This window comes from Streptomyces sp. NPDC059957 (assembly GCF_042730015.1).
Classification (GTDB): Bacteria; Actinomycetota; Actinomycetes; order Streptomycetales; family Streptomycetaceae; genus Streptomyces.
The window spans coordinates 36,828-63,568 of sequence record NZ_JBHWMB010000018.1; the positions used below are offsets into that span (position 1 = coordinate 36,828).

Annotated in this window: 25 protein-coding genes; 11 read left to right on the forward strand and 14 right to left on the reverse strand. The window is 71.2% G+C overall.

Annotated features, from left to right (window positions below):
* The first annotated feature begins 53 nt into the window (after positions 1 to 53).
* A complete protein-coding gene (locus ACFWBW_RS14565) occupies positions 54 to 2,474 on the forward strand; it encodes a galactose oxidase-like domain-containing protein (RefSeq protein WP_385372088.1) in 2,421 nt (806 codons plus the stop codon).
* 54 nt (positions 2,475 to 2,528) lie between these two features.
* On the opposite strand, the gene ACFWBW_RS14570 is transcribed toward ACFWBW_RS14565, so the two are convergent.
* Positions 2,529 to 3,215 carry a hemolysin III family protein gene (locus tag ACFWBW_RS14570; protein ID WP_385372092.1) on the reverse strand — a complete coding sequence of 229 codons (687 nt, stop codon included), beginning with the start codon at positions 3,213 to 3,215 and terminating at the stop codon, positions 2,529 to 2,531.
* Between the two features lie 219 nt (positions 3,216 to 3,434).
* Between ACFWBW_RS14570 and ACFWBW_RS14575 the strand changes: the two genes are divergently transcribed.
* Entirely contained in the window at positions 3,435 to 5,276 is a 1,842-nt protein-coding gene (locus ACFWBW_RS14575; protein WP_385372095.1) for a phosphoenolpyruvate carboxykinase (GTP), read from the forward strand.
* Positions 5,277 to 5,359: 83 nt separating this feature from the next.
* Here the strand turns inward: ACFWBW_RS14575 and ACFWBW_RS14580 are convergent, their stop codons facing one another.
* From ACFWBW_RS14580 to ACFWBW_RS14595, 4 genes are read right to left on the reverse strand one after another with little or no spacing between them, the layout of a single operon-like run.
* On the reverse strand, positions 5,360 to 5,965 hold the full coding sequence (locus ACFWBW_RS14580; RefSeq protein WP_385372098.1) for a hypothetical protein: 606 nt from the start codon (positions 5,963 to 5,965) through the stop codon (positions 5,360 to 5,362).
* On the reverse strand, positions 5,952 to 7,550 hold the full coding sequence (locus ACFWBW_RS14585) for a substrate-binding domain-containing protein (protein ID WP_385372317.1): 1,599 nt from the start codon (positions 7,548 to 7,550) through the stop codon (positions 5,952 to 5,954). Before ACFWBW_RS14585 ends, ACFWBW_RS14580 begins: the two co-directional genes overlap by 14 nt.
* Positions 7,551 to 7,576: 26 nt before the next feature.
* Positions 7,577 to 8,761: a toxic anion resistance protein gene (locus ACFWBW_RS14590; RefSeq protein WP_385372101.1), complete on the reverse strand. Its 1,185-nt coding sequence runs from the start codon at positions 8,759 to 8,761 to the stop codon at positions 7,577 to 7,579.
* A gap of 14 nt (positions 8,762 to 8,775) precedes the next feature.
* Complete coding sequence (locus ACFWBW_RS14595; protein ID WP_385372104.1) at positions 8,776 to 9,855, reverse strand: hypothetical protein; 1,080 nt, start codon at positions 9,853 to 9,855, stop codon at positions 8,776 to 8,778.
* Between the two features lie 143 nt (positions 9,856 to 9,998).
* On the opposite strand from ACFWBW_RS14595, the gene ACFWBW_RS14600 reads away from it, so the two are divergent.
* Positions 9,999 to 10,556 (forward strand): hypothetical protein, encoded by a 558-nt coding sequence (locus ACFWBW_RS14600; protein WP_385372107.1) that lies wholly within the window; start codon positions 9,999 to 10,001, stop codon positions 10,554 to 10,556.
* A gap of 255 nt (positions 10,557 to 10,811) precedes the next feature.
* Here the strand turns inward: ACFWBW_RS14600 and ACFWBW_RS14605 are convergent, their stop codons facing one another.
* Positions 10,812 to 11,210, reverse strand: a complete 399-nt coding sequence (locus ACFWBW_RS14605) for a hypothetical protein (RefSeq protein ID WP_385372110.1) — start codon at positions 11,208 to 11,210, stop codon at positions 10,812 to 10,814.
* Between the two features lie 269 nt (positions 11,211 to 11,479).
* Here ACFWBW_RS14605 and ACFWBW_RS14610 point away from each other — a divergent pair, with 269 nt between their 5' ends.
* Together ACFWBW_RS14610 and ACFWBW_RS14615 are read left to right on the forward strand one after the other, a co-directional pair.
* On the forward strand, positions 11,480 to 12,634 hold the full coding sequence (locus ACFWBW_RS14610) for a polyprenyl synthetase family protein (RefSeq protein ID WP_385372113.1): 1,155 nt from the start codon (positions 11,480 to 11,482) through the stop codon (positions 12,632 to 12,634).
* Entirely contained in the window at positions 12,631 to 13,272 is a 642-nt protein-coding gene (locus tag ACFWBW_RS14615) for a biliverdin-producing heme oxygenase (RefSeq protein WP_385372116.1), read from the forward strand. Before ACFWBW_RS14610 ends, ACFWBW_RS14615 begins: the two co-directional genes overlap by 4 nt.
* A gap of 83 nt (positions 13,273 to 13,355) precedes the next feature.
* Here the strand turns inward: ACFWBW_RS14615 and ACFWBW_RS14620 are convergent, their stop codons facing one another.
* Positions 13,356 to 14,567: a pyridoxal phosphate-dependent aminotransferase gene (locus ACFWBW_RS14620; RefSeq protein WP_385372119.1), complete on the reverse strand. Its 1,212-nt coding sequence runs from the start codon at positions 14,565 to 14,567 to the stop codon at positions 13,356 to 13,358.
* 282 nt (positions 14,568 to 14,849) lie between these two features.
* On the opposite strand from ACFWBW_RS14620, the gene ACFWBW_RS14625 reads away from it, so the two are divergent.
* On the forward strand, positions 14,850 to 15,035 hold the full coding sequence (locus tag ACFWBW_RS14625) for a hypothetical protein (RefSeq protein WP_385372122.1): 186 nt from the start codon (positions 14,850 to 14,852) through the stop codon (positions 15,033 to 15,035).
* 22 nt (positions 15,036 to 15,057) lie between these two features.
* Here ACFWBW_RS14625 and ACFWBW_RS14630 read toward each other — a convergent pair whose 3' ends face one another.
* From ACFWBW_RS14630 to ACFWBW_RS14640, 3 genes are all read right to left on the reverse strand, one after another.
* Complete coding sequence (locus ACFWBW_RS14630; protein WP_385372125.1) at positions 15,058 to 15,243, reverse strand: DUF977 family protein; 186 nt, start codon at positions 15,241 to 15,243, stop codon at positions 15,058 to 15,060.
* A gap of 35 nt (positions 15,244 to 15,278) precedes the next feature.
* Complete coding sequence (locus tag ACFWBW_RS14635; RefSeq protein ID WP_385372320.1) at positions 15,279 to 16,490, reverse strand: PTS transporter subunit EIIC; 1,212 nt, start codon at positions 16,488 to 16,490, stop codon at positions 15,279 to 15,281.
* Positions 16,491 to 16,858: 368 nt separating this feature from the next.
* Complete coding sequence (locus ACFWBW_RS14640) at positions 16,859 to 17,551, reverse strand: DUF4386 domain-containing protein (RefSeq protein WP_385372128.1); 693 nt, start codon at positions 17,549 to 17,551, stop codon at positions 16,859 to 16,861.
* Positions 17,552 to 17,673: 122 nt separating this feature from the next.
* On the opposite strand from ACFWBW_RS14640, the gene ACFWBW_RS14645 reads away from it, so the two are divergent.
* Complete coding sequence (locus ACFWBW_RS14645) at positions 17,674 to 18,369, forward strand: TetR/AcrR family transcriptional regulator (RefSeq protein ID WP_385372131.1); 696 nt, start codon at positions 17,674 to 17,676, stop codon at positions 18,367 to 18,369.
* Between the two features lie 79 nt (positions 18,370 to 18,448).
* On the opposite strand, the gene ACFWBW_RS14650 is transcribed toward ACFWBW_RS14645, so the two are convergent.
* The 4 genes from ACFWBW_RS14650 to ACFWBW_RS14665 form a co-directional block, all read right to left on the reverse strand.
* The gene (locus ACFWBW_RS14650; protein WP_243340661.1) at positions 18,449 to 18,634 is read right to left on the reverse strand and encodes a hypothetical protein; all 186 of its coding nucleotides are present in this window, start codon (positions 18,632 to 18,634) and stop codon (positions 18,449 to 18,451) included.
* Positions 18,635 to 18,734: 100 nt separating this feature from the next.
* Positions 18,735 to 19,745 (reverse strand): YdcF family protein, encoded by a 1,011-nt coding sequence (locus ACFWBW_RS14655; RefSeq protein ID WP_385372134.1) that lies wholly within the window; start codon positions 19,743 to 19,745, stop codon positions 18,735 to 18,737.
* 31 nt (positions 19,746 to 19,776) lie between these two features.
* Positions 19,777 to 21,369 carry an amidohydrolase family protein gene (locus tag ACFWBW_RS14660; RefSeq protein ID WP_385372137.1) on the reverse strand — a complete coding sequence of 531 codons (1,593 nt, stop codon included), beginning with the start codon at positions 21,367 to 21,369 and terminating at the stop codon, positions 19,777 to 19,779.
* 25 nt (positions 21,370 to 21,394) lie between these two features.
* Positions 21,395 to 22,672: an amino acid deaminase gene (locus ACFWBW_RS14665; protein ID WP_385372140.1), complete on the reverse strand. Its 1,278-nt coding sequence runs from the start codon at positions 22,670 to 22,672 to the stop codon at positions 21,395 to 21,397.
* A 217-nt stretch (positions 22,673 to 22,889) separates the two neighbouring features.
* Here ACFWBW_RS14665 and ACFWBW_RS14670 point away from each other — a divergent pair, with 217 nt between their 5' ends.
* From ACFWBW_RS14670 to ACFWBW_RS14685, 4 genes are all read left to right on the forward strand, one after another.
* Positions 22,890 to 23,657: an IclR family transcriptional regulator gene (locus ACFWBW_RS14670; protein ID WP_385372143.1), complete on the forward strand. Its 768-nt coding sequence runs from the start codon at positions 22,890 to 22,892 to the stop codon at positions 23,655 to 23,657.
* A complete protein-coding gene (locus tag ACFWBW_RS14675) occupies positions 23,654 to 24,067 on the forward strand; it encodes a RidA family protein (protein WP_385372146.1) in 414 nt (137 codons plus the stop codon). The genes ACFWBW_RS14670 and ACFWBW_RS14675 overlap by 4 nt, the downstream gene beginning before the upstream one ends.
* Before the next feature lie 141 nt (positions 24,068 to 24,208).
* The gene (locus ACFWBW_RS14680; protein WP_385372149.1) at positions 24,209 to 24,703 is read left to right on the forward strand and encodes a lamin tail domain-containing protein; all 495 of its coding nucleotides are present in this window, start codon (positions 24,209 to 24,211) and stop codon (positions 24,701 to 24,703) included.
* Positions 24,704 to 24,849: 146 nt separating this feature from the next.
* On the forward strand, positions 24,850 to 26,730 hold the full coding sequence (locus ACFWBW_RS14685) for a serine/threonine-protein kinase (RefSeq protein ID WP_385372152.1): 1,881 nt from the start codon (positions 24,850 to 24,852) through the stop codon (positions 26,728 to 26,730).
* Positions 26,731 to 26,741 lie beyond the last annotated feature (11 nt).

Below are 26,741 nucleotides of genomic sequence, written 5' to 3' on the forward strand. Positions count from 1 at the left end.
TGAGTCACACGAGTCGAGTCACCCGAGTTGAGCCGCACGAAGGGATGCTCCCCATGGAGAGGAAGATCCGGCGCAGGGCAGGGTGGCGGGCCGCTCTGCTGGCCGTCGGGGCGATGACCGCGGGCCTGCTGCTGACGGCGCCGCAGCAGGCCACGGCCGGTCCGCCCAACCTGCTCACCAACCCCGGTTTCGAGACGGCCGGCCCGGCCGGCTCCGACATGCCCTCCTGCTGGTCCAAGTCCGGCTGGGGCGACAACGACTTCACCTTCACGACCGTCGCCGACGCGCACTCCGGCACCAAGGCGATGAAGGTCTCGCTCACCCGCCGGGTGGAGGGCGACCGCAAGGCGCTGGTCACCGAGAACGGCACCTGCGCCCCGACGGTCGTACCGGGCCGGCAGTACGACCTGTCGGCCTGGTACAAGTCGAACACCCCGGACGTGTCGGTGACCGTGTTCCGCCACGACACGACCGCCGGCTGGCAGTACTGGACCGACCTGCAGAATCCCCCCGTCAGCGCCGCGTGGGCGCGTACGGAGGTCCGTACGCCGGCGGTCCCGCCGGGCACCGACAAGATCGTGTGGGGCCTGTCCGTCTACGGGGTGGGCACGCTCACCACCGACGACTACGCGCTGGAGGAGGTGGGCGTGCCCCCGCCGCTGCCCACCTGCACGGGCACGGCCACGGAGTGCGCGAAGGGCAAGTGGGAGGTGACCGCCGCCAAGAACCCGGTGCGCTCCATGCACGCCGTCGTGCTGAAGAACGGCAAGGTGCTGCTGATCGCGGGCTCGGGCAACGACATCGCCCAGTTCAACGCGGGCACCTTCACCTCCGCCGTGTACGACCCGGCGAACGGCTCGTTCAAGACGATCCCGACGCCCGTGGACATGTTCTGCTCCGGCCACGTGCAGCTGTCCGACGGCCGGGTGCTGGTGATGAGCGGGAACAAGGGCTATCCGTCGGCCGACGGCACGATCGGCTACCAGGGGCTGAAGGACTCGTACACCTTCGACCCGGCGACCGAGAAGTACACGAAGACCAACGACATGAACGGCGGGCACTGGTACCCGTCGGCGACGATCCTCGGCAACGGCGACGTGATCTCCTTCGGCGGGCTGAAGGAGGACTCCACGGGCAACGTGACGGCGGAGAAGTTCTCGGCGGCGCAGAACAAGTGGCTGCCGATGAACGAGGTCAACCAGACCTGGTCGTACTGGGGCCTGTACCCGTCGATGATCCTGATGCAGGACGGGCGGCTCTTCTACTCGGGCAGCCACACCTTCGGCAACGGCACCCAGGGGACCGGCGCCTCCGTCTACGACTACGCGGCCAACACCATCAGCGACGTGCCGGGCTTGCGCAACAAGGACCAGCGCGACGAGTCGGCGAGCGTGCTGCTGCCCCCGGCGCAGGACCAGCGGGTCCTGACCATCGGCGGCGGCAACAACGAGACCAATCCGGCGGCGAACCGGATCACCGACATCATCGACCTGAAGCAGCCGAGCCCCGCCTACACGGCCGGCCCGGACCTGCCGCAGGGCCTGGTCGACCAGGGAGCGGGCAAGCGCCCGCAGACCGGCGCCGAGGGCAAGATGTACGTGTCCGCCGTGCTGCTGCCGGACGGCAAGGTGCTGGAGACCGGCGGCGCCCTGCACGACCGGGCCGACCCGGTGTACGAGGCCTCGTTCTTCGACCCGGTGACCAACACCTACCAGCCGGGGCTGGCCGCCGACCCGATCCCGCGGGGGTACCACTCGGCGTCGTTCCTGATGCCGGACGGCCGCGTCATGTCGGTCGGGGACAACCCGGGCAACGGCACGTACAACCACAACGTCTCGATCTACAGCCCGCCGTACCTCTTCAAGGGGGCGCGCCCGCAGATCACCTCGGTGATCGACAACCAGTGGGTGTACGGGGACACGCAGCGGATCACCGTCAACCGGGCGGTCGCCAAGGCGGAGCTGATCCGTCCGGCGGCGGTCACCCACTCCTCGGACCCGAACCAGCGGTTCGTGGACCTGCCGCTGACGGTCGTCAACGGCACCACCATCGATCTGAACGTCACCAGCAACCCGAACCTGGCGCCGCCCGGCTGGTACATGCTCTTCGCGGTCGACGCGAACGGCATCCCCTCGATCGCGCAGTGGGTGCACCTGGGCGGCCCGTCCGCCCTGGCGGCCGCCGCCGAGCCGCCGAGCGCGCACGAGCACACCTTCGCGAACGAACTGGCCGCCCCGAAGAAGAACCCCGCGAAGCGGGACTCGGCCCCGGTGGCCCCGAGCGTGGCCGGCTGCGACCGGCACTACGGCACGGCCAACGTGTGCGTGCCCACGCGGTTCCCGGCGGAGGTGAAGGCGACGACGAAGGCCCGCTGCGACTGGCTGGCCGCCCACAAGTACCCCGGCCGCCTGAAGGTCAACGGCAGCGACCCGCTGCGCCTGGACCCGGACGGCGACGGCTACGCCTGCACGTAGGCGCCCGGTACGAGGCGGGGCCCTGACCGCTCGCGCGGCAGGGCCCCGCTTCGCTCAGTGGGTGTACGCGGCGATCGAGATGCCCACGTAGTGGGCGACGAAGGCGGCCAGGGTCAGGGAGTGGAAGACCTCGTGGAAGCCGAAGAAGCGCGGTGAGGGGTCCGGTCGCTTCATGCCGTAGATGACGCCGCCGACGCTGTAGAGCAGGCCGCCGACGATGATCAGGACCAGGACGGTGATGCCGCCGGTGCGCATGAAATCGGGGAGGAAGAAGACCGCCGCCCAGCCCATGGCGATGTAGCAGGGGGTGTAGAGCCAGCGCGGGGCGCCGACCCAGAAGACGCGGAAGGCGATGCCGGCGGCGGCCGCGATCCACACCGCCCACAGCAGGGTCCGGCCGGTGGAGTCCGGCAGGAGCAGCACGGTCAGCGGGGTGTACGTGCCCGCAATGATCAGGAAGATGTTGGCGTGGTCGAGCCGCCGCAGGACGGCCTCGCCGCGAGGTCCCCACGTACCGCGGTGGTAGACGGCGCTGACTCCGAAGAGCAGGCACGCGGTGAGGATGTACACCCCGCACGCCACCCGGGCCCGGGTGGAGTCGGTGAAGGCCATCAGGACGAGGCCGGCGATCACCACGGCGGGGAACATGCCGGTGTGGAGCCAGCCGCGCATGAGCGGCTTGGCCTCCTGATCGGCGGGTTCGACCACCGGAGCGGCCACGGCAGCGGCGTCAGAAGTCATGGCGGCCATGCTACCTACGGTTGCGTAGGTTTCCGTTAGTGCGCTTTACGGAAGATTGACCGGAGTGGCGATGCTCACGTGAGAGGCCCTCTGGACATATGCGCACACGCACCGGATGATCAGATGAGTGCGGTCGACACCGGATGAGCGGAGCGCGAAGCGTCCGGGTCGCGGCCCCCACGGGGCAACACAAATCAAACCCCTCAACAAGGAGCGATCGTGGCGCGCGACATCGCGGCTGGCACCACTTCCGAAGTCCCCACCAAGCACCAGGAGCTCGTCACCTGGGTCGGGGACATCGCTGCCCTGACCCAGCCGGACCGCATCGTGTGGTGCGACGGCTCCGAGGCCGAGTACGAGGCCCTCTGCGAGGAGCTCGTCTCCAAGGGCACCTTCAAGAAGCTGGACCCGGCCAAGCGCCCGAACTCGTACTACGCCGCCTCCGACCCCTCCGACGTCGCGCGCGTCGAGGACCGGACCTTCATCTGCTCCGAGAAGGAGGAGGACGCGGGCCCGACCAACCACTGGAAGGCCCCTTCCGAGATGAAGGAGCTGTTCGCGGGCAAGGGTGAGGATGGCGGCATCTTCCGCGGCTCCATGAAGGGCCGCACGATGTACGTCGTCCCCTTCTGCATGGGCCCCCTCGGCTCGGAGCTCTCCGCGATCGGCGTCGAGATCACCGACTCCGCCTACGTCGCGGTCGCCATGCGCACCATGACCCGCATGGGCCAGGCCGTCCTCGACGAGCTCGGCACCGACGGCTTCTTCGTCAAGGCCGTCCACACCCTCGGCGCTCCGCTCGCCGAGGGCCAGGACGACGTGCCGTGGCCGTGCAACACCACCAAGTACATCTCGCACTTCCCCGAGACCCGTGAGATCTGGTCCTACGGATCGGGCTACGGCGGCAACGCCCTGCTCGGCAAGAAGTGCTACGCCCTGCGCATCGCGTCCGTCATGGCCCGCGACGAGGGCTGGCTCGCCGAGCACATGCTGATCCTCAAGCTCACCCCGCCGCAGGGCGAGTCGAAGTACATCGCGGCCGCGTTCCCGAGCGCCTGTGGCAAGACCAACCTGGCCATGCTGGAGCCGACCATCCCCGGCTGGACCGTCGAGACCGTCGGTGACGACATCGCCTGGATGCGCTTCGGCGAGGACGGTCGCCTGTACGCGATCAACCCCGAGGCCGGCTTCTTCGGCGTCGCGCCCGGCACCGGCGAGCACACCAACGCCAACGCGATGAAGACCATGTACGCGAACACCGTCTTCACCAACGTCGCGCTCACCCCCGACGGCTCCGACGTCTGGTGGGAGGGCATGACCGAAGAGGCGCCCGCCCACCTGATCGACTGGAAGGGCAACGCCTGGACCCCGGAGTCCGACACCCCGGCGGCCCACCCGAACGCCCGCTTCGCCGTCCCCGCCTCGCAGTGCCCGACGATCGCCCCCGAGTGGGAGGACCCCAAGGGCGTCCCGATCTCCGCGATCCTCTTCGGCGGCCGCCGCGCCTCCGCCGTGCCGCTGGTCACCGAGTCCTTCGACTGGAACCACGGCGTCTTCATCGGCTCGAACATCGCCTCCGAGAAGACCGCCGCCGCCGAGGGCAAGGTCGGCGAGCTGCGCCGCGACCCCTTCGCCATGCTGCCGTTCTGCGGCTACAACATGGGCGACTACATGGGTCACTGGGTCGACGTGGCCAAGGACAAGGACCAGGCCAAGCTCCCGAAGATCTACTACGTGAACTGGTTCCGCAAGAACGACGCGGGCAAGTTCGTGTGGCCCGGCTTCGGCGAGAACAGCCGCGTCCTGAAGTGGATCGTCGAGCGCCTCGACGGCACCGCCGAGGGTGTGGAGACCCCGATCGGCATCCTGCCGACCGTCGCCTCCCTGGACACCGACGGCCTGGACCTGCCCGCCGCCGACCTGGAGTTCCTGCTCACGGTCGACAAGGAGGTCTGGCGCGACGAGGCCTCCCTGGTCCCCGCCCACCTGAACACCTACGGCGACCACACGCCGAAGGAGCTGTGGGACCAGTACGAAGCGCTCGTCGAGCGCCTGGGCTGATCGGCTGAACCAGCTGATCGAGCCCCCACCGAACCCCTGCGGCCGGCTGTCCCCGGCCACGGGCTGACGCGGGATTCCCCGACCTAGGATTCCCTGCGACCTTCCAAATAGGTCGTGTGCGTCTGCTGACGGCGGGCCTCCGTTTCACGGAGGTCCGCCGTCATGCGTTCCGCTTCCTCCCGCAGCAGCGTCAGCTGCCGCTCCAGGTGGCGCTCGGGCGACTCGCCGCCCGCCGTGAGCCGGGTCCACCAGCGGGTCCGGTTGTAGGTGTCCACGCACTCCGGCACGTCCGTGCGGATCGCCCGGGTCAGCGCGTGCACCGCCTCCGGGTCGGCGGCCAGGACCCCGGCCACCCAGCCCGGCTCCAGCATCGCCGCGTACAGCCCCATCAGTCCGGTCAGCACCTCGGCGGGCTCCGACGGCAGGTCCACCTCGCCGACGTAGTCCTGCAGCCGCGCGAAGTCCTCCCGTACGAAGCCCAGTTGCTCGGCGGGCTCCGGAGGTACCGGCGGCGCCGGCACCTCCGGCGGGGCGACGAGCGCGCCCGCCCCGTACAGCCCGGCGACCACCACCGGCCAGTACGTGCCGGCCACCCCGGTGAGGGTCAGGCCCACCCCGAGGAGCCCGCAGGCGCTGCCGGCCAGGTTCTTCTTCGATTCGAGGTACTTCAGAGCCCTACTGGTAGCCACGGATCTCCTCGAAGGCTCCGTCCAGCGAACCGTTGCCGTCGGTGGCGTCGAAGAGCCGCCCGCCGGTCAGTTCGGTGATGTGGGCGAGTTCCTTGCGGTCCGAGTCGCCGAACAGCACCGCGAAGACCGGCGTGTGCTTCTGCGCCTCGGGCAGCCCCGCGTAGAAGGCGTCGAAGTGCTTGGCCCCGACGCCGGCGGTGTTCTCGCCGTCCGTCATCAGCACGATCGAGGTGAAGGCCTCCGTGTTGCCCTTGCCGAGCTGCTGGTACGCCGCCTCCAGACTGCTGTAGATCGCCGTGCCCCCGTCCGGCTGCAGCGCCTTCACGTCTGCCCGGACCGCGTCCAGGGCGGGGCCGGGGTTGCCCGGCTCGACCGCGTGCGTGCGGACCTTCTTCACCTTGTCGCCGAAGGGCAGCAGCGTCACTTCCTCACGGTCCCGGAAACGCTCTCCGGTGCCCGAACTCCCGGTCCCCGTCAGATCGGTGAGCGCCGCCTTCAGCCGGCCGATCCGGTCCTCCTCGGCCATCGACCCCGAGGTGTCCAGCACGTACACCGTGCGCGAGGGCCGGCGCAGCTCGTTCTCGTAGCTGGCCAGCAGTCCGTCCGCCACCGCGCGGGTGCCCGGGAAGGGCAGCTCCCGCCGCTTGTCCGGGTTCAGTCCGGCCGCCGGGGTCACCCCGGCCGCGACGGGCCGCCGGAAGGTCTTCTCGGTGATCGCCTTCTGCGCCTCGGCGCCGCGAAGGTACTCGGTCAGCACGCGCCCCGACTCGCGGGCCCCGGCCGGGGCCGAGGTCAGCAGGGTCAGCGGGTAGTGGGCCGTGACCACGCCGTCGAGCGGCCGGATCACCGTCAGGTCCGTCTTCGCGTCCCGGTTCATGGACAGCAGCACCGACTCGTAGTTCACCAGCGCGTCCACGTTCCCGCGCTGCGCGTACGCCGTCGCCAGCCAGCCCGAGGAGCCCGAGGTCAGCTTCTGCCCGGTGAAGAACTCCTTCAGCTTCGGCTGCGCCTTCGCCACGTCCGCGTCGGTCAGCGCCGCCTGTGCGCCCGAGAGCCCGGAGGCCACCGAAATCAGCGCGGAGAAACCGGAGTTGGAGCGCACCGGGTCGGTCATCCCGTACGTCAGCTTCCCGCCGGCCACCGCCTCGTGGACCGCCGACCAGGTCACCGACTCGGGCTTCCAGCCCAGTCGGGCCAGCGCCTCGGGCTTCACGCCGAGGGCGACGGGCGAGGACATCACCGGGGTCTCGCTCGACAGCTTCCCGGCGGCCTCGGGTCGCAGCCGCAGGTAGTCGTTGGAGGAGAGCCAGACGGCGTCGTACTTGCCGTCCGCCTTGCCGGAGGCGATCTGCTCGACCGCGTCGAGGGTGCCCGACATGCTCAGCTCGACGGTGATGCCGGTGGCGGCCTTCGCCGCCTTCAGCACCTCGTCCATGTCGGACAGCTCGCTGGAGGCCAGTACGCGCAGCTTGCCCTCCTGGTAGGAGGTCTGCTCCGGCTTCGCGTGGTCGGGGTCCTGCGTGCACGCGCTCGCCCCGAGCAGGGTGGCGGCGAGCGCCACCATCGCGGCGAGCCGTCTGCGCATCACGGCGCCATGGATGCTCATGCCGTTCATCGGGCGTCGCCGCCTTCCAGGGCGCTCGCGGTGCGGGTGCGCGCCAGGTACGCGGACGCGTTCTGGAGTTCGCCGGTGAGGGACTCCACGGTGGCGGCCATGTTCTCGGTGGCCTGCACCTTGAAGGTGTCGATGGTGTCGAGCGTCTTGTAGATCTGGGCGAAGGCCGTCCGCAGCGTCTCCGCGCCCACGGCCGGGTCGGCGGCGATCCGCTGGATCTCCCCGCTCTGCGTGGACAGCATCTCCGCGTTGCCGCGGATCAGGCCCTCGGTGGTGTCGCGCAGGGTGTTGATCTGCTTGATCACCTCGCCCTGGGTGTTCAGTGCCTGCGCCAGCATCACGGCGATCCGCAGCGCGGACACCGTCGTGGTCGCGGCCCGGTCGACGCCCTTGATCAGCTCTTCGTTGTTGCGGCGGACCACGTCCATCGCCAGGTAGCCCTGGGCGCAGACGGCCAGCTGGGTCAGCAGGTCCTGGTGCTTCTGCCGTACCGGGAACAGCACGTCCACGCGCAGCGCGTCGGCCTGCTGCGGGTCGCTCTGGCCGGCGATCCGCTGTTCGACGGCGGAGTCCAGGGCCTCGGTGAGCACCGCGTACTCCTGGAGCTTGCCCATGGTCTCCCAGAGGCGGGCGCGCTCGGTGTGCAGGGCGGCGTTGTCGCGCCGCAGCTCGTCCTGGCCGCCGCGCAGCGCGCCGACGATCCGGTTGAGGGTGGCCTGCGAGGAGGCGTACTTGGCCACGTGGTCGCGGAACTTGTTGCCGCCGGGCAGCTTGGAGATGAGCTTGCGCATGCCCTTCGCCGAGCTCTCGCTCGGGTCCAGGTCCTCCACGGTGCGGCGCAGTTCGACCAGTGAGCCCGCGACGCGGGCCTGGGCGTCGCCGCCACCGTCGGTGCCGAGGGAGCGTACGGCCCGCTCGAGCATGCGGTTGGACTGCTGGGCGGCGCCGCGGATGTCGGCGGAGCCGAGGCCGGCGATCTCCCCGATGCGGCTGGCGAACTCGGGGGAGCGGCTGTCGATGCCGGCCAGCGAGCCGACGTACTCCCCGGCCCGGCGGGCCATCTCCTCGCGCACCCCGTCCTGGAGCGGTACCAGGCCGGAGGCCTGCTCCCGCTTGACGGGAGCCACGGGTTCGGGAGCGGTGAGGACGAGCGGAGCGTCCTCGGGCGGTGTCAGTGTCATGGTCTGTGTCCCCCCTATCCCTTGGCGCGCGCGGCCAGCGCCATCAGGACCTTGACGGTCGGTGCGCCGACCTGGCGGATGCCGGTCAGTTCCGATGTGAGGTACGCGGTGTGCGGCGCGGTGGCCGTGGTGAACTCGGCCACGCCCTCCGTGGGCCGGAACCCGTGGCGGACCACGAGCGAGCGCAGCTTCGGGTCGGTGGCCAGCAGGGTGCCGAGCTCCTTGGCCTTGTCGCTGATCGGCACGAAGGTGTGCGGGGAGTTGACGGTGGTGTCGGGGTACAGGACCACCATGTCGCCCGGATCCTGCTTCTGCTGGAGCAGGCTGGCCACTTGGGCCTCGTAGGCGAGGATGAGCGGTTCGCCGCTGCCACTGATGAAGGCGCGGAACGGGCCGTCCGTGCTCTGTTCCAGGGAGCCCTGGACCGAGATCAGCTTCTTCATCAGGGGCGCGGTCCGGTCGATGCCGGCGTCGTCGGAGACGACGGTCAGGCCGTTGGCGACGTTCGAGGCGGTGGCGAGGAAGAGCGCGCCCGAGTTGGAGGTGGTGGGGTCGGTGGTCTTGACGAACACCGTCCCGGCCAGCTCGGGGTAGGCGCTGGTCCCGCCCTGGAGCTCCTGCCACGTCTTGTCCTCGGCGGCGGCCTTCAGGAAGGGGCCGAGGAGGAGGGTGCCGGAGTTCTTGCCGGTCTTCTTCGCGAGGCCGTGGTCGGTGAGGACCTTGGCCGCGTTGGCCCGGGCGATGACGACGAGCGGGGAGAAGAAGGGCTTGGTGTTCTGCGCGCCCTTCACTCCGGCCGCCGCCTCGATCTCCGTGGCCGGCTCACTGCTGCTGGGGAAGGCGAAGTCGAACTCCTTGAGGGCGAGTTGATCCATCGCCCAGGAGCCCGAGGTTTCGGTCTTCACGGTGTAGCCCTTGTCAGCAAGGGCCTTGACGACGTCGGGGTCGCGGAAGAACTCGGACTTCTCCGAACCGATGACGCCACGCACGGTCTTCGTTGCCGTGCCCTCCGGCTTCTTTCCTCCGATGGCGATGACGGCTATCACGCCGCCGACCAGGAGGACCGCCAGGGCGATTCCTAGGATGCGTCTCACGGGTGCAGAGTGCTCGCGGAAACCCACATTCCGCGCTGAGTTGGGTGAACGCGAGGTGACGAGGCGGTCCCACTTCGAAATGCTGTGTGGGCCCGTGGGTGCTGGTGACCGGGGCGGGCTGCCGGGAGGATCGTGTCATGGGCGTGAGCGCGTTGAAGTGGCAGGGCTGGCTGGTCGCCCTGGTGTTCGTGGCGGGACTGCTGGTCTTCGCCCCGCTGGGGCTGTACGTGTGGGCGGGCGGTGCTCCTGCTGCGCGGCCGGCGGGGGCCGCGCGGGGCGATGTGCGGATCACCGACTGCCGGATCGACCCGACGAGCCGTCGCGTGGTCGCCTCCGTCGAGGCGGTCAACGGCTTCCCGGAGCCGGGCGCGTACGTCGTCACCGTGGAGTTCCGCGAACCCCCGGCCCCGAGCCCGGTCCAGCCGGGTGGCGTGGGCCCCCGGGGCCCCCAGGTGCTGGTGAAGATCCCGGGTGTTCTCCCGGCGGCGACGGAGCACGCGGAGGTTGTCGGCCCGGTCTGGCCCCCGGCCACGATCCCCTGGTGCGGCATTGCCGCAGCTGTCTTCGCCCCGGACCCTCCCTTCGCCCGTTCCCTGGGGCTCCGCCCCAGACCCCACGCCTCAAACGCCGGCGAGGCTGGATTTGCCGCTGCGCGGCATCTTCCAGCCCGCCCGACACCCATCAGCCTCGCCGGCGTTTGAGGCGCGGGTCAGGGCGGAGCCCTGGGAACGGTGGAAGGGCGGGTAGGGGACCTCGCCCCGCAGGGCCGGTCCCGCCGCGCAGGGGCGGCACGGCCGCCGGTCCCGCAGAGCCGATCCGGCTCCCAAGGGCGGGCGTGGCCGCAGGCCCGTACGGGCGGGGTGGTCTGCCGGCCGCGGCCGGATAAGGGGTGCACGTTCAAGCCCCGCAGGGCATGGCGCCCGGTCCGGAGCCTCCGCGGCCCCGGACCGGGGCCGTCAGTGGGCGCCGACGAGGTCGAGCGCGGCGGCGTGCGCGTCCATGCGCTCGGCGGCGAGGATCGCGACCGTGGTGTCGGCGCGGGACGCGGCGACGAGCAGGGCGCGGGCGGCGAGGTCGTGGGCGCGCTGGTGCAGCGGGGCAACGGCCTCGGCGCCGGGCTCCCGGCCGGGCCGCTGGGGCGCGCGGGCGGGCTGGGACCCGCGCAGGCGGGTCACCTGGGTGGCGAGGGCGGCGGCGGCATCGTCGAGGCCGAGCTCGTCGGTCACGGTGAGCAGTGCGGCGAGGTGCCCGGCGAGCTGGATGTCGAGGGCTTCGGCGCGGCTGCTGCGGGGGTAGTCGCTGCGGTGGGCGCCTATGCGGGGGTCGACCGCCTTGGTGCGAATCGGCTCGTACATGGGAGGCCTCCTGCGTGGTCAGAGGGCCATCCTACATTGGATCCGTTCTAAAGTTGAGCTGAATCTCGCCGCGGCGCGCGTCGCCATCTTGATCGCGTGCGTCGGCTTGAATGCGTCTTGTGACGGTCGAGGATCGGCCATCATTCTTCTCCTTTCGGTACCGACGGGGGGAAATCCCTGCGGGCCGACGTTCGTGAAGTTCGGGGTGGGCAGCAATGGCTGGGGTCAGAGACGTGCCGGACATATCCGGCAGATCCGCGGTAGAGGCAGTGGTGCGGAGCGATGCGGCGCTCCTGGAGGACGACCTGGCGGTCTTCCTGGCCTCCCTGACGGGGGCGGGGAAGGGCACGCGGACGGAGGCGGGTGCGGAGTCGGGGGAGTCCGCACCCGCCTCCGTGTACGAGGCGGTGCTGGGGCGTTCCCTGTACGCGCCGGTCGCCGACGCCGTCGGCTCGAAGGTGGGCCAGCAGGCCTTGGCTCCCACCGCGGCGGCGCCCGCGGGCCGGGCCCCGCTGCGCCCTTCGATGGTGTTCTGGGCCTACCGCAACTACCGGGGCTTCCCCGGCGGCGCCGGTGAGGAGGCCGCCGCGGCGGACCTGGCCGCGGTCCGCCGGGCGGCGGTGGCGGTACGCGTGCTGCTGAAGGCGGCGGTCGCCCTCGACGACATCCAGGACGGCAGCGGCCTCCGCTACGGCGAGCCGGCCCTCCACGCCACCCACGGCATCCCGCTCGCCCTCAACACGGGCTCCCTGCTGATCACCGCGGCCCTGGAGCACGCGGCCGAGCCGGCCGTCGTACGGAGCCTGCTGCGGTCGGTCGGCCGGGGCCTCACCGGCCAGGCCGTCGACGTCTCCACGCGCACCGCGCTCACGCGCGCCGAACTGGTGGCCGCGCCCCGCGCCGAGCGGGTGGCCTTCTGGGAGTCGATGGCCGCGCTCAAGACGGGCACGCTGTTCTGGATGCCGCTCGACGCGGCGGTGGCGGCCCTGGGCGTGGTGGAGGACGAGCGGCGGGTCCTGGACGGGGCGATGCGCGACCTCGGACTGGCCAGTCAGCTGTTCAACGATCTGACCGACTTCGTGCCCGAGTTCGCAGGCCGGGCCGCCCACGAGGACTTCGGCCAGTTGAGCAACCGGGTCTTCCTCGAACTGCTCGACTCCGCGCCCTCCGGACAGGGTGCCCCGGGCGAGCTCGTCGGAGCACGGCTGAAGGAGTTCGTGCTCGGCCACCCGGACCTGCGGGAGACGCTGCTGCGCCTCGCGGCCGAGGCCGTGGAGCTGAAGCGCGCGGCGATGGAGGCCGTGCGCGGGGTGTGCCGTTCCGAGCGGAGCGCCCGGTACTTCGACGTGACGATCGAACGCAAGGGACACCTCATCGACAGGCTGCACGCGACGCTCCTGAAGGGTGAAGGTGAAGGCGCATGAGCTCCACCGACTGCCACACGCTGGTCGAGCGCATCCGGGCGGGCACCCGCACCTGGCACGCGGACCTGGAGGGCACGGCCTTCTCCACCGCGATGCTCGCCGGGACGCTCCCGCTCGACCGGTACGTCGACCAGCTCGCCGCCTACCGCGTGGTCCTGAAGGCGCTGGAGGAGGAACTCTCCCGCGCCACGGGCCCGTGCGTGACCTCGGTGTGGTCGGCGGACCTGGTCAAGCTCCCCCTCATAGACCGCGACTTGATGTACTTCGCCGAGGACGGCGTGTTCCCGGCGTCCGTCGCGGCCGCACCGGCGGCCGCCTTCGCGCGCGAGATCCGCGCCGCCGCGGCCTCGGACCCCCGGGCGCTGCTCGGGTTCCTCTACGTACTGGAGGGCTCCACGATGGGCGGCATGATCCTGCGCCGCTACGTCACCGAGGCCTACCGGCTGCGCGACACGGACGGCGTGGCCTATTACGCCAGCGGCGACCGCGAGCGCTGGGCCCGCTTCACGGCGCGGATGAACGAGGTGCTCCCCGGGCCGGGCGGGCAGGACGAGGTGATCGCCGCCGTCGGGCGCGCCTACCACCACATCGCCGCGATCACCGGGGCGCTGTCCACCGGGCTCGTCGCAGTCCCGTAGAACGGCTCGGCCCCCGTGCGCGGCCCGTACTCACGGGTCCGTACACGGGGGCCGTCCACGCGGGCGGGACGCCGGACGGGGGCCTACGGCTGGCCGTACCCGTCGAGGAAGTTGCCGATCCGGGTGACCGCGTCGGCGAGGTCCTTCGCGTTGGGCAGGGTCACGATCCGGAAGTGATCGGGCTCGGGCCAGTTGAAGCCGGTACCGTGCACGACCATGATCTTTTCCTCGCGCAGCAGGTCGAGGACCATCTGCCGGTCGTCCTTGATCTTGTAGACGGACGGGTCCAGCTTCGGGAACAGGTACAGCGCGCCCTTGGGCTTCACGCAGGTGATGCCGGGGATCTGCGTCAGCAGGTCGTACGCCGTGTCGCGCTGCTCCAGGATCCGCCCGCCGGGCAGCACCAGGTCATCGATCGACTGCCGGCCGCCGAGCGCGGTGGCGATCGCGTGCTGGGAGGGCATGTTGGCGCAGAGCCGCATGTTCGCCAGGATCGTCAGGCCCTCGATGTACGAGGAGGCGTGCTTCTTGGGCCCGCACACCGCCATCCAGCCGGACCGGTAGCCGGCGACGCGGTAGTTCTTGGAGAGCCCGTTGAAGGTGAGCGTCAGCAGGTCGGGCGCGATCGCGGCGGTGTTCGTGTGCGTGACGCCGTCGTAGAGGATGCGGTCGTAGATCTCGTCCGAGCAGACGATCAGGTTGTGGCGGCGCGCGATGTCCGTGAGCCCGCGCAGCATCTCGTCGTCGTAGACGGCGCCGGTCGGGTTGTTCGGGTTGATGATCACGATCGCGCGGGTGCGGTCGGTGACCTTGCGTTCGATGTCGGCGAGGTCCGGCATCCAGTCGGACTGCTCGTCGCAGCGGTAGTGCACGGCGGTGCCGCCGGCCAGGCTGACGGAGGCGGTCCACAGCGGGTAGTCCGGCGCCGGGACGAGCACCTCGTCGCCGTCGTCGAGCAGCGCCTGCATGGACATCTGGATCAGCTCGGAGACCCCGTTGCCGATGTAGATGTCCTCGACGTCCAGCGCGATGCCCTTGGTCTGGTAGTGCTGCATGACCGCGCGGCGCGCGGAGAGCAGCCCCTTCGCATCCCCGTACCCGTGGGCGTTGCCCAGGTTGCGGAGCATGTCCTCAAGGATCTCCGGCGGGCACTCGAAGCCGAAGGCCGCGGGGTTGCCGGTGTTGAGCTTGAGGATGCGATGACCTGCTGCTTCGAGCCGCATCGCCTCTTCGAGCACGGGGCCGCGGATCTCGTAGCAGACATTGGCGAGTTTCGTTGACTGGATCACCTGCATGACGGGAGCTTACGGGTCCGGATGCGGGCGCGCTTCGTTATTCGGCCCGCGGTGGAGGGGCGGCCGGCGACCGATATGTCCCCTTTCACGCAAAGCTTGGGTGCGGGCGCCGCGAACCCTTGGAAACCGGGGCCTGCTCCCCGCCCCGACCTGCGGAATGAGCGGGTCGGGCGGAGGGGGCCGGACCGGTGTTGCGCTCGTCACCCTGTCGGCTCCTAAGGGGTCCGCGGCGCGCGACGGTGATCAAGGAGAGCGGGGGACGCGGGAGATGGCAAGGCCCAGGTGATCGTCGCGGTACCGGGCGGGGTGACCATCGCGCTGGTGCTGCTCCAGCTCATCGTGGCCGTGGCGGCGTCCTGGTCCGCCTGGCCCGTGTGGGCTGCGGTGACGGTGACGGCCCTGGCCGGGGCCTGTCTGGTCGCGGAGCGCAGCCGGTGGCGCGGGCTGCTGAGGGCGGCGCGGGCCTGAGGAACGCGAAAAGGGGCGGATCTCAGACTTGGACGGCCGTGGCTCCGGAGCGGATCCGGTGGATCCGGCCCTGGGCGTCCAGGTGTTGGAGGTCCCGGTGGATGGTCATCCGGCTGACGCCCAGTTCCCGTACGAGGTCCGAGACCCGTACGCGGCCCTGGGTCCGGACCGTGCCGGCGATCAGCTCGCGCCGCTCCTCGCAAGGCATTCCCCGTCCGGGGGTGCGCTGCGCCCGGGGCACGGTTACTTCGCCTCGGCCTTGAGGATCTCGGCGAGCTCCTCGTCGGACTCGCGGCCCGGCGTCGGCAGGTTCCACTTGGTGATCGCGAAGCGGAAGATGAAGTAGTAGAGCGCCGCGAAGCAGAGCCCGATGCCGGCCAGACCCCACGGGTTCGACGCGATGCCGAGGTTGAGGAAGAAGTCGATCGCGCCGGCCGAGAAGCCGAAGCCGTCCTTCATTCCGAGCGACCAGGTGAGCGCCATGGACACACCGGTCAGGACCGCGTGGATCGCGTACAGCACCGGGGCGATGAACATGAAGGTGAACTCGATCGGCTCGGTGATGCCCGTGACGAAGGCGGTGAGCGCGAGGGAGAACATCATGCCGCCGACGACCTTGCGGCGCTCGGGCCGCGCGCAGTGGGTGATGGCGAGGCAGGCGGCCGGGAGGGCGAACATCATGATCGGGAAGAAGCCGGTCATGAACTGTCCGGCGCTCGGGTCGCCGGCGAGGAAGCGGGCGATGTCGCCGTGCGCGCCGTTGTATTCGCCGGCCTGGTACCACGGGAAGGAGTTCAGCAGGTGGTGCATGCCGACCGGGATCAGCGCGCGGTTGGCGACACCGAAGATGCCCGCGCCGACGGCGCCGGAGTTGACCAGCCACTCGCCGAAGCCGTGGATGCCCTTGCCGAGCACCGGCCAGATCAGACCGAAGACGATGCCGGTGACCAGACCGGCGAAGGAAGACAGGATCGGGACGAGGCGGCGGCCGCCGAAGAAGCCCGCCCAGTCCGGCAGCTTGGTCCGGTAGAACTTCTGGTACAGCAGCGCGACGATGATGCCCATCACGACACCGCCGAGGACACCGGCGTTGACGGGCGCGTCGACCATGACGACCTTGTGGTCGACGATCGCCTCGACCTGCGGCACGGCGCCGTCGGTGAAGGTGCCCAGCACCTTGGCGAAGACCAGGTAGCCCGCGACGGCCGCGAGGCCGGTGGAACCGTCGGCCTTCTTCGCGAAGCCGATCGCGATGCCCACCGCGAAGAGCAGTGCCAGGTTGCCGAAGATGGCGTCGCCGCCGGCGGCCATGTACTTGGCTATCTCGTTGCACCAGCCCGGCAGCGAATCGCTGCCGAGCATGTCCGGCTGGCCGAAGCGCATCAGCAGCGCGGCGGCCGGCAGCACGGCGATCGGCAGCATGAGGCTGCGGCCGAGGCGCTGCATGACCGCCATGACGGCGGAGTTCTTCTTGGCAGACGGGGCCGTCTGCTCGGCTGTACTCACGGTGCTTCCTCCAGCGGAAACGGGGTGTGTTGCCAAGGCAGGCAGCGCTTGTGTGGGCTGGGCAACAGCTAAGGAAAATGCGCCATTTGCAGCGCGATGTTCCAGTTGTAACACGGTTAAAACCGCATAAACCCAAGGTCGGGCGGACTGTGGACCTACGACCCGAAGGCTGAGGTCCCAAGACCCCCGAGACCCGTGCCTTCCGGCTGGGCCACATCCAGCCTCGCCGGCGTTTGAGGCGCGGGGTCTGGGGCGGAGCCCCAGGGGGTCCGGGCGCAGCCCGGGCCCCCCAGCCCGTCCGGCGTTTGAGGACCGGGTCAGGGCCGGGCCGAGGCGCCGCCGCCCGCACCGGCGGCGAAGCCCTTGGTGATCAGCCACCCGGCCAGCGCCAGCTCCCAGGAGAACACCGGAAGGGCCGCCGCCGCACCCAGCGGCGAGAGCTGGTCGTAGGCGCCGAACATCACGGCGACAGCCGAGGCGCAGATCGGCGGTCCGCCGACCAGGCCGAGCACGGCGATGAACCGCGGTACGAGCCGTGCGCGGAACGCCAGGTACGCGAGCAGGACGGTGTTCAGCCCGAGGGCGATGTTGGGCCCCAGCAGGAATGTCCACTCGTGCACGGCCACCAGCGCGGCATCCGCGCCGTCCGCCGCCCCCGCGCCCGCCCCGGCCTCCGTGCCCCGCCGCAGCGTGACGAGCGCCAGGACCGAGACGATCCCGACGGCGATGACGGCCGCCTCCAGCAGTCGCCCGAAGGCGTACCCGAGCGCGAGCCCCTCGCCGTGGCGCCGCAGGACGGGGAACAGTGCCGCCCCGGTGCCGGCGACCGCCACCACGAGCACCACCTCGCAGAGCGCCCCGAGCAGTGCCTGTGTGTCGGCGCCCTGCGCGAGCCGGCCGTCCGCGGCGCCCAGCAGGGGGCGGTACAGCACCGCCCCGGCTATCGCGGAGACCTCGGTCAGCAGGAACAGCAGCCCGGCGGCCACTGCGGTTCTCCGGTCCGGACTCATCTTCTCGGCACCCCTCGCTCGATCGGAGGTGTACGCCGTACACCTTGAGGCGACCATAGGTGTACGGCGTACACTCGTCAAGGAGAGGGTGCCGCACAGGAGAGGGAAGGGGCCGAACCGGAATGACCCGGCAGGAAGCCACGGACAAGGCAGTCGCGCACGCGCAGCGGATCCCGCTGAACCGGGACCGCGTCCTGCGCGCCGCCGTCGCGCTCGCCGACGCCACCGGCATCGACGCGCTCAGCATGCGCAGGCTCGCCCAGGAGCTGGGCGTCGTACCGATGGCCCTCTACAAGCACGTGGCCAACAAGGAGGAGCTGCTCGACGGCATGACCGACGCCGTCGTCGGCGAGATCGACCCGCCGGCCGCCGGCCCCGACTGGCGGCCCGTGGTCCGCGGGCGGATCCTCTCGGCCCGGCAGGTCCTGCTCCGCCACCCCTGGGCGGCCCGGGTCATCGAGTCGCGGACCGGCCCCACCCCGGCCGTGCTGGCGTACCTGGACTCGATGGCCGGGTGCTTCCGCGGCGGCGGCCTCTCCGCCGACCTCACGCACCACGTCATGCACGCGATGGGCAGCCGCCTGCTCGGCTTCAGCCAGGAACTGTTCGACACCTCGGGCCCCCCGGGCCCGCCGGACCCCGCGCTGGCGGCGCACTACCCGCACATCGCGGAACTGGCCGCGACGGCCGCGCACGACGACGGCTCCACGGTCGGTGGCGGCTGCGACGACCAGTTCGAGTTCGAATTCGCCCTGGACCTCCTCCTGGACGGCTTCGAAAGCCTCCGCCGCCAGGGCTGGGCCAGCACGCGAGCCTGATGCGCGCCTGATCCGCGTCCGACGCGCGGCGTGCCTCGGGGCGGGCCGGGGAGCCCGGTCCGCCCCGGTCAGGGCCCGCCTAGGGGAGGTAGCGTTCGAGCGCCCTCGCGCCCTCCTTCTCGATGAGCTTGCGGGCCTTCTCGACCCGCTCCGGAGTCACGTCCTGGCCGCGAGCCATGACGAGGTCCTCGGGGTCGAACGGGTGCTCCGACCCGGTGTAGAGGTGGGCGGGGCGCTGGGGCTGCTGGTCCGATTCACTGTCCATCGCTACCTCCTGCTGTGTCCCCCTGGCCCCCATCCTCCGGCCGGGCCCCCATGAACGCACCTCGGGGCCACACCCCGGGGCCACACCCCGGGGCGCCGCTTCAGGAGCTGTTGATCGCCAGCACCGTCGTCAGCGCGACGACCGCCCCGCAGATGCCGAGGTTCACGATCTTGTGCTCCCAGAACACCGCCACGAACTCGCGGATCGTCGCGCTCGGCCAGAAGTACTTCGCCGTGGGCGAGCCCAGCACCTGGCCGTTCACGCCGGCCTTCCGGGCCATCATCGCGGCGCGGAAGGCGTGGAAGTTGTTGGTGACCACCACGCACCGGTAGGCGGGGTCGGCCGCCTCCATGATCGTCCGGCTGAACAGGAGGTTCTCCTCCGTCGTGCGGGACCGGTCCTCCAGTCGTACGTGCTCCTGCGGCACGCCCTCGGCGATCAGCCAGTCGGCCATCGCGCGCGCCTCCGCGAGGCTCTCGTCCGTCCCCTTGCCGCCCGAGGTCAGCAGCAGCGGCACCCGTCCGCCCCGGGCGATCTGCGCGTCGTGGATCTCCCGGCCCTTGCGCAGCCGCGAGGCCAGCAGTGGCGGGACCCGGTCGCCGCCGATCAGGCCGGAGCCGAGCATCACCACGTAATCGACGTCCCCGCGCACCTTGATCCGGCCGTAGAGGTAGGCGTAGGCGAGGAAGCAGAGGAAGAGGAAGGAGACGTAGCCGGCGAGGAAGACCACGCCCCCCGTCACCGCGTCCCACATCTGGGAGCGCCGGGTGCCCGCGGTCAGGACGAACGCGATCAGGGCGAAGATCCCCACCCCCGCCGTGAAGGCGAGCAGGTTGGCCGGGCGGCGGCCCTCCTTGCGGATCATCGTCAGCCCGTTGCCGATCAGGAAGAACCCGAGCGCGACCGTGCCGAGCGCGGGTACCAGGAAGACCAGCGCGACGATGATCCCGGCGAGGCCGTGGGGCAGGTCCGGGACCAGGGTGAGCAGGCCGACCGAGGTGAATATGAAGGTGAGGCCCAGGTAGACCGCGTTGCGGAATCGGCGGCGGTCGGCCCGGACGCTCACGCCGAAGAGGGCGAGGAAGAGAGCGGCAGGGACAAATGCGAACATGCCGATCATCGTAGGTGGGAAGTATGAATATCTAGAGACTCCGTGCGGAGTGCGGAGTGCGGCGGACCGCCCGCCCGGCGAGTACGTCCGTCCTGCGCCCGTCCCGCATGACGAAACGCCCGTCGATCAGGACGTGCGGGATCCCGGTCGGCAGCGCGCGCGGCCGCTCGTACGTCGAGCCCGCCGCGACCGTCAGCGGATCGAAGAGGACGAGGTCCGCCCGGTGCCCGACGCGCACCAGCCCCCGGTCCGCCAGCCGCAGCCGCGCGGCCGGCCGGCCCGAGAGGTGGGCGACGCACTCCTCCAGGGAGAGGACGCCCAGCTCGCGCACGTAGTGCCCGAGGTAGTGCGGGAAGGTGCCGTAGGCCCGCGGATGCGGTTTCGCGCCCTGCAGGATGCCGTCCGAGCCGCCCGTGTGCACCGGGTGGCGCATGATCGCCCGTACGTTCTCCTCGTGCCCGACGTGCTGCAGGATGCTCGGGCCGAGCCGGTCGCCCAGCAGGAGCGCCCGGGCCGTCTTCCAGTCGGGGACCCGCGTACCGACGTACGCCCCGTAGGCCGGATCCGTGGTTCCGGCGATCTCGATCGTCGACCAGTCGACCGGGACCCCGTGGCAGCCGTCGGCGCCCTCCACCTCCAGCGCGTACCGGATCCGCTCGGCCTCGGCGTCGTCGGCGAGGCGCGCCAGGACCGCCTCGGGGCCGCCCTCGTTCGCCCAACTGGGCAGCAGGGCCACCAGGGTGGTGCAGCCGGGGGTGTACGGATAGCTGTCGAGGGTGATGTCGGCGCCTTCGGCCAGCGCCCCGTCGAGCAGGGCGAGCAGCTCGTCCGCCCGGCCCTGGTTCTCGCCGAAGTTCATCGTGGCGTGCGCCAGGTGCAGGGCGCAGCCGGCCTCGCGGGTCAGCTCGACCATCTCGGCGTAGGCGGCCAGGGCGCCGCGGCCGTACGAGCGGTGGTGCGGGCAGTAGTAGCCGCCGTACCGGGCCACCACCCGGCACAGCTCGGTCAGTTCGGCGCCGGACGCGTACATGCCCGGGGTGTAGGTGAGCCCGGAGGACATGCCGACGGCGCCCTGCGCGAGCCCCTCGGCGACCATCGTCCGCATCCGGTCGAGTTCGGCGGGGGTGGCGGGGCGGTCGTCCCAGCCGACGACGTGCGCGCGGACGGTGCCCTGGGGGACGAGGTAGGCGGCGTTGACGGCGATGCCCTGCGCGCCGTGGGCCCGGTCCAGCCGGTCCAGGTACCCGCCGACCGAGCGCCAGTCGAAGTCGATGTCCTCGCCCGTGCCGTTCCAGCCGGCGATCGCGGTCCGCACCTCGGCCAGCGTGCGGTCGTCGACGGGGGCGTAGGACAGGCCGTCCTGGCCGAGGACTTCGAGGGTCACGCCCTGGGCGGCCTTCGCGACGTGGTCCGGATCGCGCAGCAGGGCGAGGTCGCTGTGGGCGTGCATGTCGATGAAACCGGGGGCCAGGGCGAGACCGCGGGCGTCGAGCGTGCGGCGCCCGCCGCCCGCGATCCGGCCGCCCACTTCGGCGATGCGGCCCTCGTGGATCCCGACGTCGGCGGTGCAGGAGGGCCCGCCCGTGCCGTCGACGACGCGGGCCCCGCGGATGACCAGGTCCATGGTGGTGGGAACGCTCCTCGGGAGCTTAGAAGAAGGTCCGGACGTACTCGGTGACCGTGCCGTCGGCCTCCACCACCGGGATCAGCGGCCACTTCTCGAAGATCGTGCACGGGTGGGACATCCCCAGCGCCACCCAGTCGCCGACCTGCACGTCCTCGGCAGAGTCCGTCTCCAGCCAGGCGTGCTGGTCGGAGAGCTTGAGGACGCGGATCCCGGTGGCCGGGCGCTCGGCGCCGGTGAGGGGGTCGCGGACCAGCTCCGCCTCGGGCAGCCCCAGGTCGTAGGCGATGTCCCGCTTGCCGGCGTTGACGAACGCCTGGGTGGGGGAGGGCCGGGAGACCACCTGCGCCCAGAGCCGGAAGGCGGGGCGCAGACCGCCTTCCTCGGGGACCCGGTTGAAGGGGGTGAGGCGGGTGTACCAGCCGTGGTCGTGGGAGACGTACGCACCCGAGCGCAGCAGCTTCAGGACCGGGCGCGAGAGCTCCGGCAGCTCGGCGAACACGTCGGCGACGGCGTCGAACCAGGCGGAGCCGCCCGCGCTGACGACGATCTCGTCGACCCCCTCGAACCGCCCCGCCTTGTCGAACTCGGCCGCCAGGCCGGTGAGTCGGCGGAGGTAGGCGTGCACGGAGTCCGGGTCGGCGCCGGGCACCTCCGCCTCGTACCCGGCGATGCCGACCAGGCGCAGCGTGTCCGTGCCCGCCACCGCGTCGGCGACGGCCCGGCAGTCCTCGTCCGTACGGGCCCCCGTGCGGGCGCCTTCCCCGGCGCCGAGTTCGACGACCACGTCGACCTGCTGCGGCTGCCCCGCCAGGGCCCGGTCCATGAGCTGGACCCCGCGCACGGAATCCACGTAGCAGACGAAGCGGAAGGAGGGGTCCGCGGCGAGCTCGGCGGCCACCCAGCGCAGGGCCGCGGCGTCGACCAGCTCGTTGGCGAGGAAGATCCGCTGGATCCCGAACGCCCGGTAGACGCGCGCCTGGTGGGGGACGGCGGCGGTGATGCCCCAGGCGCCGTGCTCGAGCTGACGCCGGAACAGCTGCGGGGCCATACAGGTCTTGCCGTGCGGGGCGAAGGCCAGGCCGTGGCGCTCGGCGTAGCCGCCGAGGGCGGCCAGGTTGTGGCTCAGCGCCTCCGCGTCGAGGGTGAGCACGGGGGTGGTGAACCCGCCGGTGTGCAGGTTCCGCCGCTCGGCGGTCAGCTCGCCGACGGTGAGGCCCGCCTGCCCGGCGTCCGGGGGGAGTCCCTTGAACCGGTGGTCCACCGGCTCCTGGTCGAGGGCCTGGACGGGGTCGCTGGGCATGGTGTGTGCCTCCCGGGCGGTTGCGGTGGTTGCGTGCACTGCAACGATCGTTGCGCGTGCCGCTGCATGCTGTCTAACATTCCGGGTGACGGCGGGTCAACGGGCCCACATTCCGGCCTCGTCGGCGTTCGAGGCGCGGGGTCTGGGGGATGGGCGAACGGCGGGTAGGGGACAAGGCCCCGCGCAGCAGGTCACGGACCGCACGGAGGGACACGGCGTGAGCCAGTCGGTGGAGCGGGCGCTCCGGATCCTGCCTGCCCTGGCCAAGGGTCCGGCCGGGCTCGGCGAGGTCGCCGAGGTGCTCGACGTGCACAAGAGCACCGCCCTGCGGCTGCTGCGGACCCTCCAGGAACACGGCTTCGCGTACCGGCAGGCCGACGGGCGCTACCGGCTCGGCGCCTCCCTCTTCGCGCTGGCCGCCGAGTCCATCGAGAACCTCGACGTGCGCGAGATCGCGCACCCGCACCTGCTCGAACTGAACCGGACCACCGGCCACACCGTGCACCTCGCCCTCCACCAGGACGACGAGGTCGTCTACATCGACAAGGTCGACAGCCGCTACGCGGTGCGGATGTACTCGCGCATCGGCCGGCCCGTCCCCCTCACCGTCGCCGCCGTGGCCAAACTGCTGATCGCCGACCTGCCGGAGGCGGAGCGCCGCGCCCTGGCCGCGCGCATCGAGTACCCGGCCTACACCTCCCGCTCCACCCCCGACGCCGCCGCGTACCTGCGCGAGCTGGACCTCGTACGCGCCCAGGGGTGGGCCACCGACATCGGCGGCCACGAGGAGTCCCTGAACTGCCTCGCCGCCCCCGTCCGCGGACCCGACGGCCGCGTGGTCGCCGCGATGTCCGTCTCCGCCCCCGGCGTGGTCCTCTCCGCCGCGGGGCTGCTCGAACTCCTCCCGCTCGTACGGCAGACCGCCGACGCCATCGGCCGCGAGTACTCAGGCTCCGGCCCCGTACAGGAAGACAGGCAGCCATGACCGACAAGATCGCGATCACCCCCGCCACCCACACCGACCCGCCCGCGAAGTTCTCGCACGGCGTCCGCAAGGGCAACATCCTCCAGGTCGCCGGCCAGGTCGGCTTCCTCCCGCACGTGGACGGGCAGGAGCCCACGCCGGCCGGCCCGACCCTGCGCGAGCAGACCCTCCAGACGCTGGAGAACGTCCGCTCCGTCCTGGAGGCGGGCGGTGCCTCCTGGGACGACGTGATGATGCTGCGCGTCTACCTCACCGACACCACGCACTTCGAAGAGATGAACGAGATCTACAACGCCTACTTCGAGGAGCAGAACCTGAAGGCGGCCCCCTCCGCCCGCACCACCGTGTACGTGGGCCTCCCCGGCGACCTGCTGATCGAGATCGACGCCCTCGCGGTGCTGGACGCCTGAGTCCGGACCGGTCCGGGCCCTGCGTGACCCGGGAGTTGGCGGCCCGGGCGGGCGTCTCACGTTCTGTACATAACGGCGAGAACCTTCCACATTCTGTGTATCTTGAGCGCGCTTTATACACACAATGTGGGGGGAACTCTCTTGCGCAAGCTCTCTGTCATAGCCGCGGCCGTCGCCACGGGCGCCCTGGCCGTCCTCGCCGCCTCCCCGGCCCAGGCCGTCGAGACCGGCTACTCGCTGAAGATCCGCGGCGTCCAGTACGACGCCCCCGGCGCGGACTCCAACAGCTGCTCCACGGGCAACACCGCCGCGGAGTACGTGACGATCAAGAACTACTCCACCACGTCGACGGTCAACCTCAAGGGCTACGTCGTCAAGGACGCCACCGGCAACAGCTACACCTTCACCGCGAACCACTACCTCCAGCCCGGTGACTTCGTGAAGCTCCGCGGCGGCAAGGGCACCGAGTCCGACGCGTCCAACGTGGCCTACCGCAACAACTGCAACTTCATCTGGAACAACGACCGCGACACGGTCTACCTGAACACCCCGTCCGGCAAGACCGCGGACTCCCACGCCTACACCAAGAGCGGATCCGACTCCGACGGCAACGGGTACATCACCTTCCACGGCTGACGGGCACGGGCCGGCGGCGGGCCAACTCCCGCCGCCGGCCGTGCGGTCCGGGGCGGGGGCGGCCCGATCGCGCATTGGGTACCCTCACGGGTGACTTCGGGGCGCCGGCGGGGGCCGGGGAACGCCGCCAGCAGGGATGGGTCCTCATGAGCAGCGCACCTTCGCCAGGCATCTTCCAACCGCTCAAGGCGGACGACCCGGAGGTCGTGGGCGGCTACCGGCTCGCGGCGGTGCTCGGCGCCGGCGGCATGGGCAAGGTGTACCTCTCGTACACGCCGGGCGGCCGGCCCATCGCCATCAAGGTGATCCGGTCCGAGTTCAGCGAGGACCCCGAGTTCCGGCGGCGCTTCCAGCAGGAGGTGCGGTCCGCGGAGCGGGTCCAGGGGCTCTACACCGCTCCGGTCATCGACTCGGACACCGAGGGCTCCGAGCCCTGGCTGGCCACGGCCTACGTGCCCGGCCCCTCCCTCGCGCACGCGGTGGCCCACCACGGCGCACTGCCGCCGCGCAGCGTGCTGCTGCTGGCCGTCGGGGTGGCCGAGGCCCTGACCGTCATCCACGGCGCGGGCATCGTCCACCGCGACCTGAAGCCCGCCAACGTGCTCCTCGCCTCCGACGGCCCGCGCGTCATCGACTTCGGCATCGCCCGCGCGGCCGACTCCACCGCCCTGACCAGCACGGGCGTCAGCATCGGCACCCCGGCCTTCATGGCGCCCGAACAGGCGTCGACGGGCACGATCACCCCGGCCACCGACGTCTTCGCCCTCGGCCAGATCGCGGCCTTCGCGGCGATCGGGTCCTCCGTCTACGGTGACGGGCCCTCGCACGCGGTGCTCTACCGGATCGTGCACGAGGACCCCGACCTCAGCGGGCTCCCCGAGGAACTGCGGCCCCTGGTGACCCGTTGCCTCAGCCGCGACCCGGCCGACCGCCCCGCGCTGGGCGAGGTCATCGCGCTGTGCAACGAAGCCGCGGGCGCCGAGCCGCTGCGTCAGGGCGAGGACTGGCTGCCGCGCGCGGTCGCCGGTTCCATCACCGAGCGGGTACACCTGCTGCCCGCCCCGGCTCCGACCCCGCCGCCGAAGCCGGCCGCTGCGGTTCCGACACCGACGGAACTCTCCCCGCAGCCGCCGGCCCCGAGCACGCCTCCGGCACCCGCCGCCGCGCCGACGCACGCAGCTCCGACGCACGCCGCGCCGACGCAGCAGGGCCCGGCGCGGCCCGGACAGGCGACGGTGCCGACCGGCTACGGGACACCGCAGCCGTACGCGCAGCCTCCGCAGCAGCAGCCCGCGTACGCGTACCCCCAGCCCCAGTCCCAGCCTCCGCGCCCGCAGCCCACGTACGCGCAGCCTTCGTACCAGCAGCCCACGTACGCGCAGCCCGGATGGGGACAGCCCGGATACCCGCCCGCGCCGACCCGCCGCAAGCGGACCGGGCTGATCGTCACCCTGTCCGTCGTGGGCGCCGTCATCGGGCTCGCCGTCCTCGGGTCCCTGCTCCCGGACGACTCCAAGAAGAACGGCGCGGCCGGGTCGCCCGGAGGCGGCGGCAGCACGGCGGGCGCCAGCGCCTCCCCGGGCAAGGGCCAGAAGCCCGTCGACCCGAAGCCGGTCGAGTACAAGGGCATCGACGTGCCCGCGAACCACCAGCTCATGCTCGCCGACAACCCGCCGCGCCCGGCCGAGGAGCCGACCGGCGCGGGCGTGTCGTACGGAGACGGAGACCTCTACTACTACCGCGACTCCCTGTTCGGCGAGGAGAGGTTCGGTACCGCGAACGGGAAGCTGGTCCTGCTGAACAACGCGGAGAAGGGCTCTCTGGAGACCTGCCGCAGTGTGACCCGCTTCACCGAGAAGATGGGCCTCGACCAGCTCACGGACGGATCGCAGGTCTGCGTCCTGAGCAACGCGGGGCACATCGCGGTGGCGACCTTCCGCGGCAAGTCGGGCGCGAAGGAGTCGAGCCAGTACATCACCCTCGACCTCACGATCTGGCGCAACGCGGAGCAGGCGAAGAAGGACTAGCGGGCCCGGGT